The sequence below is a fragment of the Leptothoe sp. EHU-05/26/07-4 genome (genome assembly GCF_043421015.1).
Classification (GTDB): Bacteria; Cyanobacteriota; Cyanobacteriia; order Phormidesmidales; family Phormidesmidaceae; genus Leptothoe; species Leptothoe turfae.
In genome coordinates this window covers 908,123-925,926 of record NZ_JAXSQV010000002.1, presented here as the reverse complement: position 1 = coordinate 925,926, position 17,804 = coordinate 908,123, and the positions used below count along the sequence as shown (strand labels likewise).

The following is a 17,804-nucleotide window of genomic DNA, read 5'->3' as shown; positions in this document are numbered from 1 at the left end:
GCAGTAGGTTGTGGTGCCAGTGTCTATTCTTAGTAGAACAGTTTAACCAGGACATGCAGACACCGGTGAACGGTCTAGTGGAAGAAGGTCTATTGATGATTTCTGTTATTAACTAAGGGTCACACAGCAGCATGAGTGGAATAGTTGGTTTATTTAGTCGGCCCAGTAAGCCGGTCAGTCAAGCATTGCTGCGTCAAATAACAGACAGTATGGCCTTTCGCGGGCCAGATGCCCAAACCTGTTGGCATACACCACTGGCAGGTCTGGGACACGCGCTGCTGAGAACGGCCCCAGAACAGGAGCAGCAACCCCTGACACTAGATCAGTGGGTGTGGATTTCAGCAGACGTACGCTTGGATGGCCGCGATGAGCTCATTGCCAAGCTCAGGTCCTATTATGCCGATATTTCATCGCAGTGCTCGGATGCATCTTTAGTGCTGAGAGCTTACCATGCCTGGGATACGGCCTGTGTTGAGCATCTCCAGGGGGATTTTGCCTTTTTAATCTGGGATGAGGGGCAACAGCGTCTGTTTGCCGCCCGCGACCATTTTGGTGTGGTGCCCTTTTTCTATGCCCAGGTAAAAGAGACTTTGGTGTGTAGCAACACCCTAGACTGTGTGCGTCGCTATCCCGGCGTTAGCGATCGCATCAATGAGCAGGCCATGGCAGACCAGGTGCTATGGGGCATGAATCTGGACTATCCCACCACTCTTTTTGACGATGTGCGCCGGTTACCCCCGGCCCATACCCTAACTTGGGAACCGGGCGTGCTCAAGGTGCGCCCCTACTGGCAGCTGCCTAGGGTGCAACCGCTGACGCTGTACAAGCGCCCAGAAGACTATGTCGAACACTTCTCTGAACTGTTTGAACAAGCCGTATCTGACCGGTTGCGCAGCCCCCAGGTGGCAACTCACCTCAGCGGTGGCATAGATTCCAATAGTATTGCTGCTGTGGCCCAGCACATACTACAGCAACGGGGACAGGCGGGCCGCTTGCAGGCTTTCACAATGCAAGACCGGATCATAATGCCAAAAGAAAACGCCTATGCGGCCATGGTGGCCCACACCATTGGCGTTCCCCTAAACACACTCGATGCGACCGGCAGGTATCGCCAGGTGCCCGATTTGCACCCCGCCCGCTCGCCTGTGCTGCCACCGGGCTCTGTCATGGGCAGGCAAACCATAACAACATTGATGCGGCGCTGCGGCGACCATGCCCGCACGGTGCTGACCGGGTTTGGCGGCGACTCGGCCCTGCGCTTTGGTGAGTTTTACCATTGGGAATGGTGGCAGCAGGGGCTGCGACAGCGCTGGTGGCAGGTACAGCTTGATTACTTTAAGACCCACGGCACACCAAGGGTATTCTGGTGGCGGGCCTGTCGGCGCTCCATTATCCGCAACCGGGCAACGGTGCCCCTTGCGTTAGACCACAACTTTGCGGCTCGCTGGCGACTCAAGCAACGGTTTGCCGTCCAGCAGGCCGATGCGTTAGACAAAATCTCTCGCTACGGCATGGGTCACACCGCCGTTTGGTCCAATCTCTTTGAAATGCACGATCCGGGTATGACTGGGCTACCGGTGAAGCCGCTCTACCCCTTCTTTGACCTGCGATTGGTGGAGTTTCTGATGGCGATTCCACCGATTCCCTGGCTGGTGGATAAACGGCTGTTGCGAGAAATGATGTATGGCAAGCTGCCCGAGGCCATTCGCACCCGTAAGAAAATGGTGTTTGAAGCGCCAAAGGACTATGCCACGGTGATGCAGGCGATGTTGCCGGTATGGATAGAAGGGTTGGTGAGAACCGCGCCGAGATTAGAGGCTTATGTGAATCGCGAGCAACTGTTGAAGATCCTTCGGGCAGCAGATTCGGCAGGAACTGAGGCTATGGAGGCAACAGAGAGACTGTTGGGGCTGGCCTACTGGCTACAGGTTTCTACTGAAGCTAAACCGTTTAGTGAACAACCGTTGACTGTTGCCACAGCTCCGCAAGGAGAACACTGCCGTTATGTTCACTCCTGTAGCCTTTGATGGTGTTATGGGTCCTGGTCTTGGTCTGTCTTAAGTCTTATTTGGTTACCAAAGCCTTGCTAGTGTCACCCCTTTACGCAACCCTTACCCGTGCACTCTCCACAAATTACCCACCTGCTATCCTATCTCAACCAAACAGTGACTAGTGCCGCACTAGAGTCACCTCAATGGCCTGCCCTATTTCATCTATCACAGCGCCACGGCGTCTTGCTTCGGCTCTACCATACCCTGCCTCCTTCCCTCCAATGCCCTCTACAACAAACCGCCCAATCCCTCACGGTTTACAACTGGCAGCTTGCTAGAACCCTCACCCATCTCCTTTCCACTTTTCACCAGGCCAATCTCCCCGTCCTCCCCTGCAAAGGCCCCACCCTGGCCCTCACCCTCCACGGTGACCTCTCCCGCCGCACCTACTGTGACCTCGACCTGCTGGTCGATGCGACAGATGCCGAGGCCGCCCAGTCTCTTCTCCTGGCCCAGGGCTACTGCCTGCGGGACAGAACTCCCTGGGGCAGCGACTTCACTGCCCCCAACGGCCAATTCAGCATCGACCTACACTGGCAAATCGCCCCGCCCTGCTTTTCCTACCGGCTCGATCTTGCTGCCCTACACCAGCGCTGTCGTCCCCTGCCCTACCTGGGAACTACCCTACCTACCCTCAGTCCAGAAGACCATTTTCTTATCCTTTGCGTCCAAATTGTTAAAGACAGTTACTTTGACCGTCTGCGTCTGTCGCAATTTTGTGACCTGGCCGATCTGATGCCCAAACTTGATCCAGAACAGGTGCTCACCCTGGCCGGTAATAACCTCCGTCTGGTGCACTGTGCCCTACAGTTGACCTACCGTTTTATTCCCCTCACCTTGCCCTTACCGCTACAGGAGGAGCACGCCAGCTATAGCGACCCTATTGCTAACCGCCATATTGATCAGGTCGCTGCCACACTCTTCACTGAGCGCGACCCCCACCAGGGCATCTTCAGCCTTTTGCAATCCAACCCTATCAGCAGCAGCAAGCAAGCCTGCCTCCGTGCTCTGCTACTGTGTCAGCACCCCCACCGACCCAGCTGGACCGACCTGCGCCTATTGACCCATGTTGTTGGCTATGCCCTGACTCCCAATTCCCGCGATCGCACATGGCTTTCCCCCCATTTCTCCCACTGGGGACTGTCCTATCTCGCTCGGCCACTGCGCCTGTTGCATAAGCTTATCCAGATGTTGATGCCTCGTCTTTACCCGTCAGCCCATACACCCCCGCCAACACCATCCAGTGCAGAGCATTAATCCGTGCATCGTAAAACGGTAGGTCAAACAGCGAAAAGCCCAGCAGCCCCCACAGGGCTAGCCCATAGCCCAGCAGCGTTGCCCTGGCTCTGCCCTTAAACAAAGGCAATAGCAGCGATCGCACCCCCCGATAGCACACATGTCCCACCGGTAACGCCAGCGCCAGGGTCAGTACCAGTCCTCCCTCTACCAGCAGCATTAGCCCAATATTGTGGGCGTGGGACATCTGCAAATAGTCCTTCAGTGGGTTCAGCGTCGGATATAGCTGCGCAAAGCTACCCAACCCCCAACCCAGCCAGGGCTTAGCTTGCACCAACTGCCAGGCCACCCACCAAGTATTCAATCGAGAATCATGCTGCAAGCTTTGGTTTATATCTGCCAGCGTCAGCTCGTAGGTGCCGATGCCACCCAAAATCCCACTTCCCACCAGCGCCAGCACGCCTATCCTCCCCAGCCAGTGTAGCTGGCCCCGCAGTCTGCCCAGCCACAGCATCAGCATCAGCTGACTTAAGGCCACCAACCACCCATTACGCGATCCCGAACACACAATGCCAATGCCCACTAACCCCAGTGCGATTACCAGGCTGATCTGTCGCCAGCGCTGCGGCCACTGCCCCACTAATCCCAACCCCAGCCCCAACAAGACCACCAGATAATTGGCATACACATTAGGGTTCGAAAAAATAGAGGCCGCCCGGTGATAATGCTCTCCTTGATACATCCAATTCACCAGCGTCTGGTCAGCCAAAATGGCCTCCACTCCCGGTGCTTTGAGGATATACTCCACCAAGCCCGCCACATTCACAGGAACTGACGCGAGTAACAGTCCCCAAGCCAGCCCCCGCCAGTCCGCCACAGAAAACTCCAGGACCAGCAGCACTGCAAACAGCCCAAAGTAGGGCAAATAATGCACCAACCCAAACCCAGCCTTGACCGGGTCATGGGCCAACAATGTCTGTCCCACCATCCAGAGGGCCACTAGCCCCAGCCAGCGCACAATGCCAGGACGCAGCAGCTGCATTTTGTAATTCCATACCGCCAACAGCAGCGTCACCCCCAGCCCCACCAGGCCAACATAAAACGGCAGCCCCAGGTAGCTCAGCCATAGCAGCCGCCCAGAAGAATAGGTATGGTACCAAATCTTCTCTCGTTTCATCCTTAGACAGGTCTCATTGGACCACTACCGGTGCGCTCATACCCGTCTCCTGCGACTGCTGTCGTAAAATCCCGGAATAAACCTGGGTTAGCTGTCCCGCAATCACGGACCAGTCGTAATGTTGCTTGGCCCAATGTTGTCCCCGTTCTCCCATCTGGTGCCGTCGGTCTGGGTCGGCTAACAACCCTGCTATGGCCGCTGTAAAGTCATCACAGGTACCCTTGGCGACGACCCCCGCCCCGGCAGATAGAATATCCGGTGCGATTTGCACTTCTGGCGTAATCACAACAGGTAATCCTGCTGCCATGGCTTCTGCGATCGCCATACTAAAATTCTCTGTCTGAGAAGGCAGGGCAAACATATCTGCCCCCTGTAATAGCAGCTGTTTATCCGTGCCCGTAACAAACCCAGTTAGGGTTACGGTGTCTTCTAGTCCCAAAGCCATAATCAGCCCCCTCAACTTATGGACATAGGCTGCATCACCGGTTCCAGCCATGAGTAAATGAGCCGAACACCCTCGCTGAGTTAATTGGTGTATTACGCGCAGCAGCACATCTGGCTGTTTAACATAGTGCAGACGCGATAAAAATAGGATAATCGGCCTATTGAGAGGAATACGATAGCGCTGCCGCAGTTCCCCACGGGCGTTGGGATTAGTCGCCAAACTCCTCACCCCCAAGGGCAAAACCTTTGTCGGCGCGGTAATACCATAGCGCCGCACATCCTCAACCTCCAGTGATGCCGTGCAGTGAACTGCCGCCGCCCTGTTCAAATGTCGCCGTTCAATCAGCCAGCTGTATAGCTGTTTTTTAGACTGACTCTGCCGCAGCGCCCAAGGGGCTAACTGTCCTTGTGTTCTCACGGTATATGGAATCTGTTGCCAGCGAGCCAGCATGCCAGCACAGGTGGGTGCATAGGAAAACAAATAGTGCAGATCCAACAGATCGTAATCTGCCGCATGCTGCCAAAGCCAACGGGTGAGCGCCACAGAAAATAGAAATTCTTTCATCGGCAAACTAAAGCGCGGTAAAAACCACACAGGCACCTGCTGGTAAAGTATCCGCTCACCCAGAGGCACGTCTAACACCTGCCCACCGTTGTCATTGGTCGTGACGATTTCAGCGTCAACACCGCAGGCTCGTAAATGACTGACCAGCCTTAGCGCCACCACCGTGGGTCCCCCCAAAGCTGGACTGAGTGATGGAATTACATGTAGTACTTTCATACAGGACTCCTCTCCTCTGATTGCCCAGGCAGTTGATCCAAGCGCGTCACCAGATAGATCGCCATCCAGCTTGGTAGCATGTAAATCGCCCCCAGGTTATAAAAGCCAGACTCAAACACACACACACCCAAGGCAGCGAGGACAACACCCACCAGTGAAACCTTGAGCTGAAAGTATGGGGTTATGGTCTCGGGTAGAGGTGTTAGCATCTGCCGCAGTACCATTGCCCACAGCGGCCCAAATACCGACACCCCGCCCACTAGGCCAATCTGGTACGTAAGTCCCAAATAGGCACTGTGGGCACTAATGAGATTCAAGGCGGCAAAAAAACGGGATTGGTCTGCCTGAAATAGCATCAACGCCTCTTCGCTACCCCAGCCATGGCCAATCAAGAACGTCCCAGGCGATGCTGCAATCCCCTGGATGAATACTGGCCACAACAAATTTAGCCGATAGCTGCTCAGTCCCGGTCGCTGCGCATTATCAAAGTTGGGGCGCAGCCCATGAACCAAACTATCGGCCAGGTTAGTCCCCCAAAAGTCGATGCTCAAAAAGAGCACCAGGCCCAGTAGCATCAATCCCAACGGGAACAGTAAATTAGCCAGCCGTAACCGTCGTAGCCCTGGCCAGCAGACTAAGTAGAAGAACACCAACAGTCCACACACCATAACTGTTGAGCGCGCCTGAGCCAGCACCAGGGCCGTAACAAGGGTCAAACTCGGCCAAACGCCCATCAGTCCTGGATGTTGAACATAAAACCAAATCGCCAGGGGCAGCGTCACCAGCGCCAGCGCCGTGGTTGTATTGGGGTTAACAAACAGCCCTGCCCCGGCTCCTGCAATCCAGGGAATAGCCCCCATTAGATTACCCAACAAACCAACTGCCAACAGTAATGTTACGGCAATGACAAATTTGTTGATCACCTGGACAACGGTTTGAAGGGAAATCAATAGGCTCTCCAGTCCCCAGGTCAGGGTCAGGTAGCCTAAGAAAAGCGAGCAAGCTTTGATGAGAGCTGTTTGGCGAAAATCTACAGCGGCAAGACTATGGTCACTGCTCAAATTCTCGCCTGCCCAAAAAGTGCTAATAACAATCAGTAAAAACACCCATATGGCCAGACCATCAAACTCTCTCAGCCGCCATTGCCGACTGGTAACAAGGGTTAAAAATCCATAACCAATCCAAACAAGCAGACCTAGCCACCGTCCCCAATAGGCGATGGGTCCTTGCCAAAAAATGCTGTTAATCGCTAACGCCAGTGGCAGCCAGCCCAGTAGTGGTAACCAGGTTGATCTACGACTGTCTGAAGACTCACAGACTCCAGACAGTCGCGTCTGTTCCATTAACACAACCTCAAACCCCCTCAAACTAATGGGTTAGGATACCGCCACAGTAGCGGGTTGATTTGCTAGCTGATTTGCCTTAGTAACAAGATCGGATGCTAGGCGGCCTCGTTCAGACGGCGGCAGCATATAGTCTGGAACTGAAATGTTAAATAGCTCTAGCAATGTAGGGGCAATTTCAAGAACAGAAACACAGCTGCGACGATGGTTTACCGCCTGGGTCAGTGGATCATAAATGAGCAACAATCCTTCAGGAATATGATAAGCGCTGGCTCCGCTTTGGTCCTCAATGGTGACATTTTCTAGACCTAAGTCCAGTAGCCCGTAGGCTTGTCCTTGAATGACGGCCTGAGTTGTTTTAGATGTCACCAGATTCTTATTGTCTAGATGGACAGAAAAGAACCCGTCTGCCTTTTCTTCTACGGTCACACGAACACCCTCAATGGTTAGAGAGTTGAGCGCCTTACGGACAGATTCTCTCCAGGGGGTATTTACCCAAATGCTGGTAATCGGCAGCATTGCCTTTTGGGGTTTCCAGGCGTGATCAGGCACACCGAGGGTGCCCATCAGTTTTGCGGGCTGAGTCAGATACAGCTGTCGCAAAATCGGGTTTGCCGTCGTTGCCGATTGCCCCATGGAAGAGGTAATCCACAGCATATAACTAGGGTTTTGCTGAACAAAGTGGATCAACCGGCCCAGGAAGCGAGAAAACTGGCCCAAGGCAAAATCAATTTCATCCCGGTATCGTGCCACCCATGCCGATGAAAACCCAAAATTCTGGTAGTCCTCTGGAAATGCTGCCGCCCAGTAGCGATGCATGGCGGAGGCGACATGATTGGTAAAGCAGGTGGCAAAGTCAGGGCGAATCTCTTTGAGCTGCTTAAAAAATAAATCAAAGTGCAGAACAGCTTGATAGGTGCGGCGACGATTTTTCCGATAAGGTTTCAGACGCTCTAACCCCAGTTGTCTGACAAGCGCTACTAATGTGGATGGCAAAATCCCCAAACGTCCAACATTCGTTAACAATTCAAGGGATTGCCTCACTGGCACCATACCAGACACATTGCGTGCAGAATGACTTGCCAGGGATAAATTTAGCGCCTGAAAGCTGGATAGGTGGGCCGGTATACAATCGGGGCTAAGGGCAAAGCTATCTGGCAGATAAAAGGCATAGCTGTCTGGCTCTTGGGGTAAAGGAGAGGAATGTAGCGAACCAAGCACCCCCGTTTTCACACCATGTCGGGATAATATTTGCCAAATTGGGGGAAATTGCTGATCTAATAGAGTGAGATTTTCTCCCAAGTTAGAAATACCGTGCCTGTGGGCCGGGACGCCTCGATGGAGGGTTGGCCAGGAAATCCACGGACTCAAAACCTTGTCATCAATGTGGGTTAGATACTGGTGAAACTTCGGTAGCGCCAGCGCTAGATCTGAAGTAGGATTCTGCCGAATAAAATTATCAATTATCTTGAAAGGGACTTCATTGAGTTCGATAAAAATCACCTTTCTCGGAAATTCCACTGATTTACTTCCCATAGCCATGGAGTCATACGGAACAAATTGAATAAAACAGAAAACTATATGGAAATAACGGACTTACGCTTGCGCATCCCTTGATAAGCGGGCAGCCAAGTGAGCTTTTCGCAGAGCTTAGCGGGATAACGTGCCAACAGCCTCAGCAAATTCGTTGGAATATTCTGTTCTCTACAAATTTGCAGAATTTCTTGATTATTTGTCCAGCGATTGGCCAAGCTACGATTACTTAATCCCCCTGGTCTCATGCAGACTAAGATCTCTGGCAAATAGCAATATTTCACTTGGTTGATCTTGATAAACCGGAGCAATAATTCAAAATCTGATGCCAACTTATAGCATGTCTTAAAAAGGCCATAGTGTTCATACACCTCACGTTTAATAAAACAGCTTGGATGGGCAGGCATCCAACCCTGGGCAAATAAGTCGGGGTGAAATCGATGGGAGCGATAGATTCGAAGAATATGATTTAGCCGGCAGGGATCAATAAATACAATGTCTCCAAAGACAATATCGGCCTGGTGATGTGCGATCGCATCAACGGCTAAGCGTACAACCCGGTGATGATGGTAAAAATCATCTGAATGTAGAAAGCCAACAATATCCCCTTGGGCAATTTTGAGTCCCTTGTTCAGGGCATCATATACACCGCCATCGGGCTCAGACGTAAAATAATCAATCTTATTGCGATAGTTGTCTATGATATCAACGGTTCCATCAACGGAGCCACCATCGATCACAATATATTGAATATCAGGATAATCTTGTCCGATAACTGATTCAATCGTGTGGCGGATAGTTGCTGTTCGATTTTTAACTGCTGTAATGATAGAAATACGCATTCGAGTTGGTTGGCGAAAACCAGACATATCCCTTATGGGAAGTAATCAAGTCTGACTGTCTGGGGAAATCTTAACTTTAATTGATAACAACTACTGCAAATAGCAAAATTCAAATATAATGAAGCCTCTCACCCCAGCGAGCGAATAGTAAGGATACTACTGTTTATCGCGTTAGTTGTCCTCAGTAATAACCTTGACTCGTACTTCTCACTCAGGCACTGTTATTGCAGCCCTGCGTTATCTACCACGCCTTATTCTATACAGACTACCGCTCTTTTTAGGGATGTCGGGGCTTATTTTTTTGTTGGCTTGCTTCAAAAGTGTCATCCAGCCTTCTCTCTATCGAGAAACCTTAACGCTTTTACTCAATCCAGATTTTCTCGCAGTACCCACTAAGTCACTGTCTGAGGGAGGGCAACGACCCTACGTACCACCGGAGTTTCGTGATTTTCAAACAATTATTGAGCTACTTGAAAGCTATGAGGTGATTGCACCGGCCCTACCCAAAATTCAGCAAAATTTTCCTGGCGAAGAATATAGAACATTACAGAAGCAACTTACGATAAAACATCTACCCCGTAGTGAAATTATGGAGGTTAGTTTTCAAGCGACGAGTTCTGAAAAAGTTGAGCAGGTCCTAGAGGCCCTGGCAGAGGCTTACATACTCTATGCGAGAAAAACTAGCCTCCGCAGTATCGATCAGGCAACTGCCTTGGTAGAAGAACAACTCCCAATTGTGCAAGCGCGAGTTGAACAGTTACAGGAAAAATTAGAGGATTTTCGGCAAAGCCACAACTTTTACGAGCCACAACAACTCAGTCAGCAACTGAGCCAACAGCTTGGCGAGTCAACGAGTGAAATGCGGACCGTCGATCTTTCCATCCGTTCTTCAGAAGCGCTGTTAAATGAACTAACCGAGCGCTTACAGGTTGATGAGAATCTAGCAGCAGCCAATGGAGTGTCTCTATATTTGCTGCTGCTAAATAGTTTAAAGTCCGAGGACCAAGAGCAAGCACGGCTAGGACTCGCTGCTCTTTCTAGCCTCGATGAAGACATTAAATATCCAGGCGATATTGTTCAGCTAGATAATGTCCTTGAATTGTTGCAAGCTGAAAACGACCTAACAGCACTGACACAGCAGAAGGAAGAATTAACGCAGGTTACACAAGGGATTAACAAAGATATCCAGATGTTAGCCTATTTAGATAACCAATATACAGACCTACAACGTGATCTACAGATTTCAACAGATAGTTTAAATCGATTACTTTCTGCCAGAGAGGATTTACAACTTGAGCTTGCGAAGAAAGTGCCGCCATGGGAGATCATCTCTGATGTAGAAGAACCTGATCAGCCCGTATCATCAGTACCTCGCACACTTGCTTTAGGATTATTTGCAGGCATCCTTATTGGCTCAGGAACAGTGCTAATAGCCGATCAGTTTGACGAAACGTATCGTTCAGTTGAAGAGCTTGAAAACGACGTAGATATACCTGTTCTGTTAAGCATAAGATATCCCCTTGATTCATTTAAATCACAAGAAGAACTCTATTCATCTGCTAAGTTTCACAGTTCACATGACCTGCTAGATTCTTTTAGGTTATTAGAAACCAATCTTAAACTACTGTACCCTGACAGGCACCTCAGCACCTTAGCAATTAGTTCTGCCGATAACACCTCCTCAACGTTGTCGGTTACACAGCACCTGGCGCTAGCCTTCTCTCGATCAAGCCAGCGTGTGCTCTTGATAGATGCTAATCCACGTGATTCTGTTCAGACTGGGCCATTAGACCATGACGGAAGTAAGTTAGCCGATCTGCTGGTCAACGCTGACATGATTTCTCCAGCATCAACGATTGAACTCACTGATCATCTCTCCCTGTTGCTCGCGGGGAGACCTATCAAAAATCCTATAGACTTATTTTCAGCCAACTCTCTCCAACCGCTTTTAGAAAAACTTCAAACACAGCATGATGCGCTGGTGATTGATACCCCACCTATACAAAGTTCGGCGGCGGCACGACTAATTTCTAGTCAGTTGGAGGGCTTAATACTGGTCGTTAGGATTAGATCAGTCAAACAAAGAATGTTTCAACAATTAATGCGTGAATTGCAGCAATGCGGAATTAACATTTTAGGTATAGTAGCGATCGGTTCTATGTAGCTATACAACGACAGCTAATCCATCCGATCGCAGCTATACAAAAAGGGTCATCGATACTTTTAGCGACGCTTGAGTACAGAAGTCATTATAAAACTACCTACTGTTAACAGACCAAGCAGTGAAGCCGGTTCAGGTACATCTTTAGAAGAGATCGCTCCAATCGCGTCAACATCGACACCAGCCCACCCCTGGTTATAACGATTTTTGCCATTGTCTGTGACTTTTACATAGGAGAATGCATCGTTAGAGGTAAATCCAAAGGCATCAAGGTCGATACCGGCATGCTGAGTCCCACCAATTTCACCTAGGGACAACCAGGTATTGCCATCTTTACTAACTTCAACAAACATTCCCTCAACGAGACCACCTGCTTCAAAAATCCATAAATCATCTTTATCATCGTCGCTACCCACTAAGACGTTGTCTGTAAATTTGACGGTAATCGAACCACCCTTACCTAGAGAAAAGTCATCTCGCTGAGCAATGGGCATCTTATTTCCTTTCCATGAGGAATTAGCGACCCCTAAAACAGATGTGGGATTATCAAATGCCTGGGCTGATGCCTTCCAATTCTTGCCATAGGCGTCTTCTTTGGTTAGACCATTGGCGTAGACTTTGTTATAGTCAACCACTTCATCTGCAAAAGAAGATTCACCTAAGGGAAATTCAATACCTCGGAAAGTGTTAGCGGAGGCTGGCTGTGTCATGGCAGCCAAAAGTCCTAGTGAACTAAAAGCAGCAACAAGATATCCCTTAGATTGATTAAGCATTCTGAACTCCTTGATAATGAAAGCAACGGGACAACGTCTGATTAAGACTATTAACGCTTATAGAGAATGCTTTCAGAAGCTGAAAAAACACAGAAATATGAGACATTAGAAACAAAGTTTGCATCAATAAAATCCCCGCAAAATGCCAGTCTTTGACAAATTCTGATAAAGCAATTTGATAAAAGTGCATCAGAAATAGTCTTGTGCAGATACGTCTAAAAATAGCCAGCTAAATGGCTTATGGGGCAATTATGATGGTCATTGTCGACACTTACGACGCAACTGTAATCTATGCCAAAAGCATGATTTGATGAGTCGCAGAGAAACTAGAGACAGGTTTCAGAAAATGTTGAAGAGGTTAGGAAATCAAGAGGAGTCAAGCGTGGGAATACGGATTAGTTGACCCGTTGTAGTGATAATAGAACGTACACGCACGCTTGTTGGTTAAAAGCTAAATTGGGTTAAAGGTTGCTCATCTAAATCCTCCAAAATGCTGTGGAATATACGGAAAGTACGTATATGTAGGAGCGATCGCTGTGAATCTTACGGCCCTGAACCACCTTTGGCTAATAGGGGGAAGTTAGCATAAATAAAGATGTTTATAATGACTGAGTCCCATGGGAAAATTCCAAATGGTGTTGGTGTGACATGGGCCATTACTCACTTCAAAAAGGGATTACATTCAAGCTAGTAAAAGTAAAAGTACCCAGAATTAGCTACAACACTTGCTGATGTACCGTCGCTAGAAACTGCCGTAGTAGCGTGATAAAGTTTGCTGTTTCGGTCTGGCTTAAGTCTGCTAAAAACTGATTTTCCCGTTCGAACAATACGGGCATTGCGGCATCGATCTTCTCTATACCAGCCTCAGAGAGTTGCACAATGACGCTGCGACGATCATCAGGATCGCGTAGACGGGTCACCATGCCATCTTTTTCTAGCCGATCAATGCGATTGGTCATGGCCCCCGAAGACAGCATTAACCACTTATACAGGGCAGTTGGCTTGAGTTGGTAAGGGGGACCCTGACGCCGCAGAGTTGCCAGCATATCAAAGGACCACACTGTGAGGCCAAAGTCGGCCAGTACGGTTTCTCGATGCTTCTCTAGTAATTGGGCTAGCTGCATAATACGCCCAACCACGGCCAGAGATGAAATATCCAGGCTAGGGGCCTCGCGTTGCCACTGGGTCAGAATTTTATCGATGTTGTCTTGAGTCATGGTTCCAGTATATCTCGATATCAAGACACTTGACGTCTAGCTTTATGTAAAGTATCTTGATATTAAGATACTTTCAAACAAAGGTTTTTTTCCTTTTTGAAAGATGTCTTTGGTTGTCACGTCTTATTACGTCCACCAGTCTTACGGAGCAACCTATGCAGATTAAGAAATTAGATCACGTTGGTATTCGGGTGATGAATGTCGAGAAATCGATGCAGTTTTATAAAACTCTTGGATTCCAAGGGATTCGAGAAGATTATAAAGAACAGGTTTTTGTCGTGAAGCATCCAAGTGGCATAGAGATTAACCTGATTGCCCATGGTGATAATGATCACGACAGGCGCAATATTCTCATGGACGTGGACGTGCGATATCCCGGCTACACCCACTATGCCATTGAGGTGGGATCGGTCGAGGATGCCAAAGCTTTTTTTGAGTCAATCAACATCAAAATTACAGGTGGACCTGTCACGTTTGGTGATGGTAAAACGTCAATCTTTATCCGTGATCCGGACTTGAATGTCCTCGAATTTACGGAACTTCCTACTTCATGAAACAACTGTGAGCAGACAACGATGAAATATCCTACGTCTAAACTAATCGACATCGCGATAACGGCATTGGCCCCTATTTCCTGGGGGACAACGTATATTGTCGCAACAGAATTTTTGCCCCCTGGTCATCCCCTGCTGATAGCGGCGTTGCGATCGCTCCCCATTGGTCTATTGCTGACCATTACCCTCAGAAAATTACCCCACGGTATTTGGTGGTGGCGAATTCTTGTGCTTGGTGGTTTGAATATTGCTATGTTCCAAGCCTTGTTGTTTATAGCGGCCTATCGCCTGCCCGGTGGTGTAGCTGCCACAGCTGGCGCAATTCAACCCTTACTGGTTGTCTTGTTGTCATGGGTGATTTTACAGCGAAGGCCTGCTAAAGGGTCGATTTTAGTTGCGATCGCAGGCTTCTTTGGCATTGGCCTTTTGGTCCTGGACCCAACGGCTCAGCTTGACACCTTAGGTATTCTCGCCGCCCTGGCTGGGGCCGCCACCATGGGGCTGGGTACGGTGTTAGTAAAACGCTGGCGACCGCCTGTTTCTCTGCTCGTATTTACCGCATGGCAACTCACGGTAGGTGGTGCACTATTGCTGCCGATTGCCCTGGTTATAGAAGGTCCGTTTACCCCATTGACCACAACCAATTTACAAGGTCTTTTGTATCTGGGGTTGGTCGGCACTGGGTTGGCATACTTACTCTGGTTTCGCGGTATTGGTAAGCTCTCTGCACCTGCGGTGTCCTACTTAGGTCTCCTGAGTCCGGTCATGGCCACACTACTTGGGTTTTTCTGGCTACATCAGACACTGACACCTATTCAACTCTGTGGGATCGCCATTATCTTTACCACCATTTTGGTGGGACAAAAGATTATGGCTTCGCGTCCGACCCAGTTGTTATTTAAAACTCAATCGGGTATTGAGACAAAAATACTGAACGCGCCTAAACACCACCGTTAGTTGGCCTCAATCAGATTACAAATTTCAGTTCAAATGACCTTTGTCTATAATCTATTCCTTGGGTAGCTAACCTAGTTCGACGATTCAGCCTGAAGGAGTGCACAATGACTGACTTCCCTACAATTTTCCAAAATCAGTATAGCTGTGCCCTTTTGGCCGATGCTGCCTTTCGGGCAGGTATCTCACTCGACGCAGCTCCAAGCGGTCTCACGCCCATTGACCGGGCCATGAAATTAGCAGGTCCAATGGTTACCATCCAGGCCAATAATGATCTGGTCACCATCCTGACTGGGATCCATCAGGCAAGCACTGGTGATGTTATCGTCATCACAAACCACTCAAATGATGTGGCCTTGATTGGCGATCTGATCGCCACCGAAGCTAGCCGCAAGGGTATTGCAGGTATCATTGTTGATGGACTGGTTCGCGATACCACTGAACTGATTGAGATTGGGGTGCCGATCTTCTGTAGAGGTGTGTATCCCATGGGTCCCTTGAAACTTCCCCAAAATTTGAAAGGGATAGGCGACATCGGTTTAGAACTCACCCTCGGCGATACTACCGTCAAATCAGGAGATTGGGCCTTTGGGGATGCTGATGGGGTCATTTTCATTGGGAGTTTAGATCTACCAGAACTCTTGAAGTGGGCGGAGCAGTCGTACCAACGTGAGGAGTCTCTAGCAGCCCAGATACGGTCAGGAATTTCCCTGGGAGAGTTACTTGACCTTGACACCTTTATGGAGGAGCGAGCGGCTAATCCACAAGCTGACTTCAATCAGCATATTGCTAAATTAGGTCAAGCAATTTGAAACTATCAACCTTGGCACTGCCGACTAATAAGCCCATGGAATAACGCCCAAAGCAAAGCCTAGCTTGGGTAGACAGTATGATTTGGTTGCCCAAAAAATACTCGTCCATCAGCCCAAACTATTTTGAAAATCACGACTGGTAGCTACTTCCAGCCTTTGAGTACAGGCTTAACAAGAACCAACAACTTAACAATTGCCATCTTCTATAATTCCCATATCTTGACCTGACGAGTAAATGGGCCCCAAGCATTTTGGTATAGGCCCAGGGCCTAAGATATTGTGCTTATTTGGAGGCTTTAAGCAGATGACAGAAAAATTGGTCGCTGTCGCTGTCGCGCATGATGGAACCATTGCACCCCATGCAGGAAGGGCATTGCAGTGGATAGTTTATGTTGTTGCTGATGAAGTCAATGCACGCTTAGCCTGGACACTGAACTTAACCGATATAGGTTGCCTGCATGAATGGCATGTGCGAGGAGACGGTGAACGTCACCCACTGCATTTTGTTGACATTGCCATAGCTGTTTCCGCTGGTGAAGGCGTTCGGCGTCGGCTACAACAGCGAAATACAGAGTTGCTAACCACCACTGAGACAAATCCAGATCAGGCTGTAACAGCTTATTGGATGGGGGACTTAGCCGCAGGCTTGCCCCATGAACACCAGGCTTGCCTGCATCCGTCTGAGGTGAACGTGTGATCCAGGGACGAGCAACACAGGGACAAGATTGGATGGTTGCTGACGATGGTCAGGTGCAAGCCTGTACCACCCCTCGGCAATGGGACTTACTGGAAACGCCCTACCACTTTCATCGTTTTCTAACCCAGGTAGAAGACGTTCTCAAAAAATCGCTCAATGAGTATGACTGTCTGCCTGCTATTCGACATCTAGTCCGTAAGTTGGCCCTCAACTCCTATTGGTTACAGACCCAACACCCCAAACTTAGTACCTTAAGTGATGTTGCAATCCAGACGCTCTATAACGAAATTGGATATCCCCTAACGGTTCAAACTAACACCTACCCCCCTGGAATGGTTTCTCCCATTCATAATCATGGCACATGGGGCGTTGTGACCTTATTAAAGGGGGAAGAGAAAAATACATTCTGGCAACATACTCCGACTCAAGCATTCAAAGATAAACTGACTCCAGTGGGAGAAAAAATCTTTCGTCCTGGGGATGTTATCAGCTTTTCTCCTGGTGCAATTCACTGCGTAGAGGCCGTTGGGAGTACTCCTCTGGTCACCTTTAACCTCTATGGTGAAACCCACAGCAAGGATAGATTTAAGTTTGATCCAAAGACCCATCAAGCCAAAAACTTTTAAGGAATAATATCAGTTCTCAGTTTTGAGTTCTTAGTTTTGAGTTGTAGAACTCTGACACTGCAAAGTATAGAGGGCTTTAAACTGTAGACATGCCTTTATAGAAAGGTGAAATCAATGTATCTCCCGATAGTATAAGGAGTAGGTATACCGTATTGCTCCTGATGAAAACACTATTACTGGGTACTCTTACAGCTCTGTTAGCGTTAACGCCTAAAACTACTGAACGTGCCCAAGCTCAAGGTCTATTTACGCCCACAGCTGAAGGATGTGCAGCCATCATCGATCCAGCAATAAACGCAGATTGTCAGGAGGCCTACAAACTTCGACAATTTTTTCAGGGCGAGCTCGAAGATATTCGTACAATTTATCAACTGGCAGAACTCGTACAACCTGCAACCGTATGGATCTCTCCAGGCTATGGAGAGACATTAACGTTTGAGCCACCTGCTAGAGTCATTGTGCTGCAGCAGTTTATTCTGGCAGACACCGGGGAGCCATGGATTCATATTCGCTTTACCTCTGGTGATTATGGATTTATTCAAACCAGCGTTGTAGAATAAGCATTTACCTTCTAAAAATCGTCGTATCTAGCAGCCAATTAAT

Annotated in this window: 16 protein-coding genes; 9 read left to right on the top strand and 7 right to left on the bottom strand. The window is 49.1% G+C overall.

The genetic code is table 11. From position 1 onward, the window contains the following. The first annotated feature begins 131 nt into the window (after positions 1-131). Both U2F10_RS05740 and U2F10_RS05735 read left to right on the top strand, forming a co-directional pair. On the top strand, positions 132-2,027 hold the full coding sequence (locus U2F10_RS05740) for an asparagine synthetase B family protein (protein WP_499871247.1): 1,896 nt from the start codon (positions 132-134) through the stop codon (positions 2,025-2,027). Positions 2,028-2,117: 90 nt separating this feature from the next. Next, complete coding sequence (locus U2F10_RS05735) at positions 2,118-3,308, top strand: nucleotidyltransferase domain-containing protein (protein ID WP_499871246.1); 1,191 nt, start codon at positions 2,118-2,120, stop codon at positions 3,306-3,308. Here the strand turns inward: U2F10_RS05735 and U2F10_RS05730 are convergent. Genes U2F10_RS05730 through U2F10_RS05710 form a run of 5 tightly spaced genes read right to left on the bottom strand, consistent with a single transcriptional unit; the run spans position 3,232 to position 9,434 of the window. After that, the gene (locus U2F10_RS05730; protein ID WP_499871244.1) at positions 3,232-4,464 is read right to left on the bottom strand and encodes an O-antigen ligase family protein; all 1,233 of its coding nucleotides are present in this window, start codon (positions 4,462-4,464) and stop codon (positions 3,232-3,234) included. The two genes, U2F10_RS05735 and U2F10_RS05730, sit on opposite strands and share 77 nt — an antisense overlap. Positions 4,465-4,477: 13 nt before the next feature. Further along, the gene (locus U2F10_RS05725) at positions 4,478-5,689 is read right to left on the bottom strand and encodes a glycosyltransferase (RefSeq protein ID WP_163703169.1); all 1,212 of its coding nucleotides are present in this window, start codon (positions 5,687-5,689) and stop codon (positions 4,478-4,480) included. Beyond that, complete coding sequence (locus U2F10_RS05720; RefSeq protein ID WP_499057729.1) at positions 5,686-7,032, bottom strand: hypothetical protein; 1,347 nt, start codon at positions 7,030-7,032, stop codon at positions 5,686-5,688. Before U2F10_RS05720 ends, U2F10_RS05725 begins: the two co-directional genes overlap by 4 nt. Positions 7,033-7,065: 33 nt before the next feature. Next, positions 7,066-8,568 (bottom strand): hypothetical protein, encoded by a 1,503-nt coding sequence (locus U2F10_RS05715; RefSeq protein WP_499871242.1) that lies wholly within the window; start codon positions 8,566-8,568, stop codon positions 7,066-7,068. A 41-nt stretch (positions 8,569-8,609) separates the two neighbouring features. Beyond that, on the bottom strand, positions 8,610-9,434 hold the full coding sequence (locus tag U2F10_RS05710; protein ID WP_163663244.1) for a glycosyltransferase family 2 protein: 825 nt from the start codon (positions 9,432-9,434) through the stop codon (positions 8,610-8,612). 166 nt (positions 9,435-9,600) lie between these two features. Between U2F10_RS05710 and U2F10_RS05705 the strand changes: the two genes are divergently transcribed. Then, positions 9,601-11,571, top strand: coding sequence for a GumC family protein (locus U2F10_RS05705; protein ID WP_499871240.1), 1,971 nt, complete (start codon positions 9,601-9,603; stop codon positions 11,569-11,571). Positions 11,572-11,630: 59 nt separating this feature from the next. Here the strand turns inward: U2F10_RS05705 and U2F10_RS05700 are convergent, their stop codons facing one another. Both U2F10_RS05700 and U2F10_RS05695 read right to left on the bottom strand, forming a co-directional pair. Continuing rightward, positions 11,631-12,341, bottom strand: coding sequence for a PEP-CTERM sorting domain-containing protein (locus tag U2F10_RS05700; RefSeq protein ID WP_163703173.1), 711 nt, complete (start codon positions 12,339-12,341; stop codon positions 11,631-11,633). 716 nt (positions 12,342-13,057) lie between these two features. Beyond that, positions 13,058-13,558, bottom strand: a complete 501-nt coding sequence (locus U2F10_RS05695; protein ID WP_163703174.1) for a MarR family winged helix-turn-helix transcriptional regulator — start codon at positions 13,556-13,558, stop codon at positions 13,058-13,060. Positions 13,559-13,713: 155 nt separating this feature from the next. Between U2F10_RS05695 and U2F10_RS05690 the strand changes: the two genes are divergently transcribed. The 6 genes from U2F10_RS05690 (at position 13,714) to U2F10_RS05665 (ending at position 17,761) form a co-directional block, all read left to right on the top strand. Then, a complete protein-coding gene (locus U2F10_RS05690) occupies positions 13,714-14,112 on the top strand; it encodes a VOC family protein (protein ID WP_163703175.1) in 399 nt (132 codons plus the stop codon). Between the two features lie 21 nt (positions 14,113-14,133). Then, positions 14,134-15,069: an EamA family transporter gene (locus U2F10_RS05685; RefSeq protein ID WP_499871238.1), complete on the top strand. Its 936-nt coding sequence runs from the start codon at positions 14,134-14,136 to the stop codon at positions 15,067-15,069. A gap of 104 nt (positions 15,070-15,173) precedes the next feature. After that, a complete protein-coding gene (locus U2F10_RS05680) occupies positions 15,174-15,878 on the top strand; it encodes an RraA family protein (RefSeq protein WP_163703177.1) in 705 nt (234 codons plus the stop codon). 304 nt (positions 15,879-16,182) lie between these two features. After that, a complete protein-coding gene (locus U2F10_RS05675; RefSeq protein WP_499871236.1) occupies positions 16,183-16,575 on the top strand; it encodes a NifB/NifX family molybdenum-iron cluster-binding protein in 393 nt (130 codons plus the stop codon). Continuing rightward, a complete protein-coding gene (locus tag U2F10_RS05670) occupies positions 16,572-17,201 on the top strand; it encodes a cysteine dioxygenase family protein (RefSeq protein WP_348917921.1) in 630 nt (209 codons plus the stop codon). The genes U2F10_RS05675 and U2F10_RS05670 overlap by 4 nt, the downstream gene beginning before the upstream one ends. A gap of 161 nt (positions 17,202-17,362) precedes the next feature. Next, a complete protein-coding gene (locus tag U2F10_RS05665) occupies positions 17,363-17,761 on the top strand; it encodes a hypothetical protein (protein WP_499871234.1) in 399 nt (132 codons plus the stop codon). Positions 17,762-17,804 lie beyond the last annotated feature (43 nt).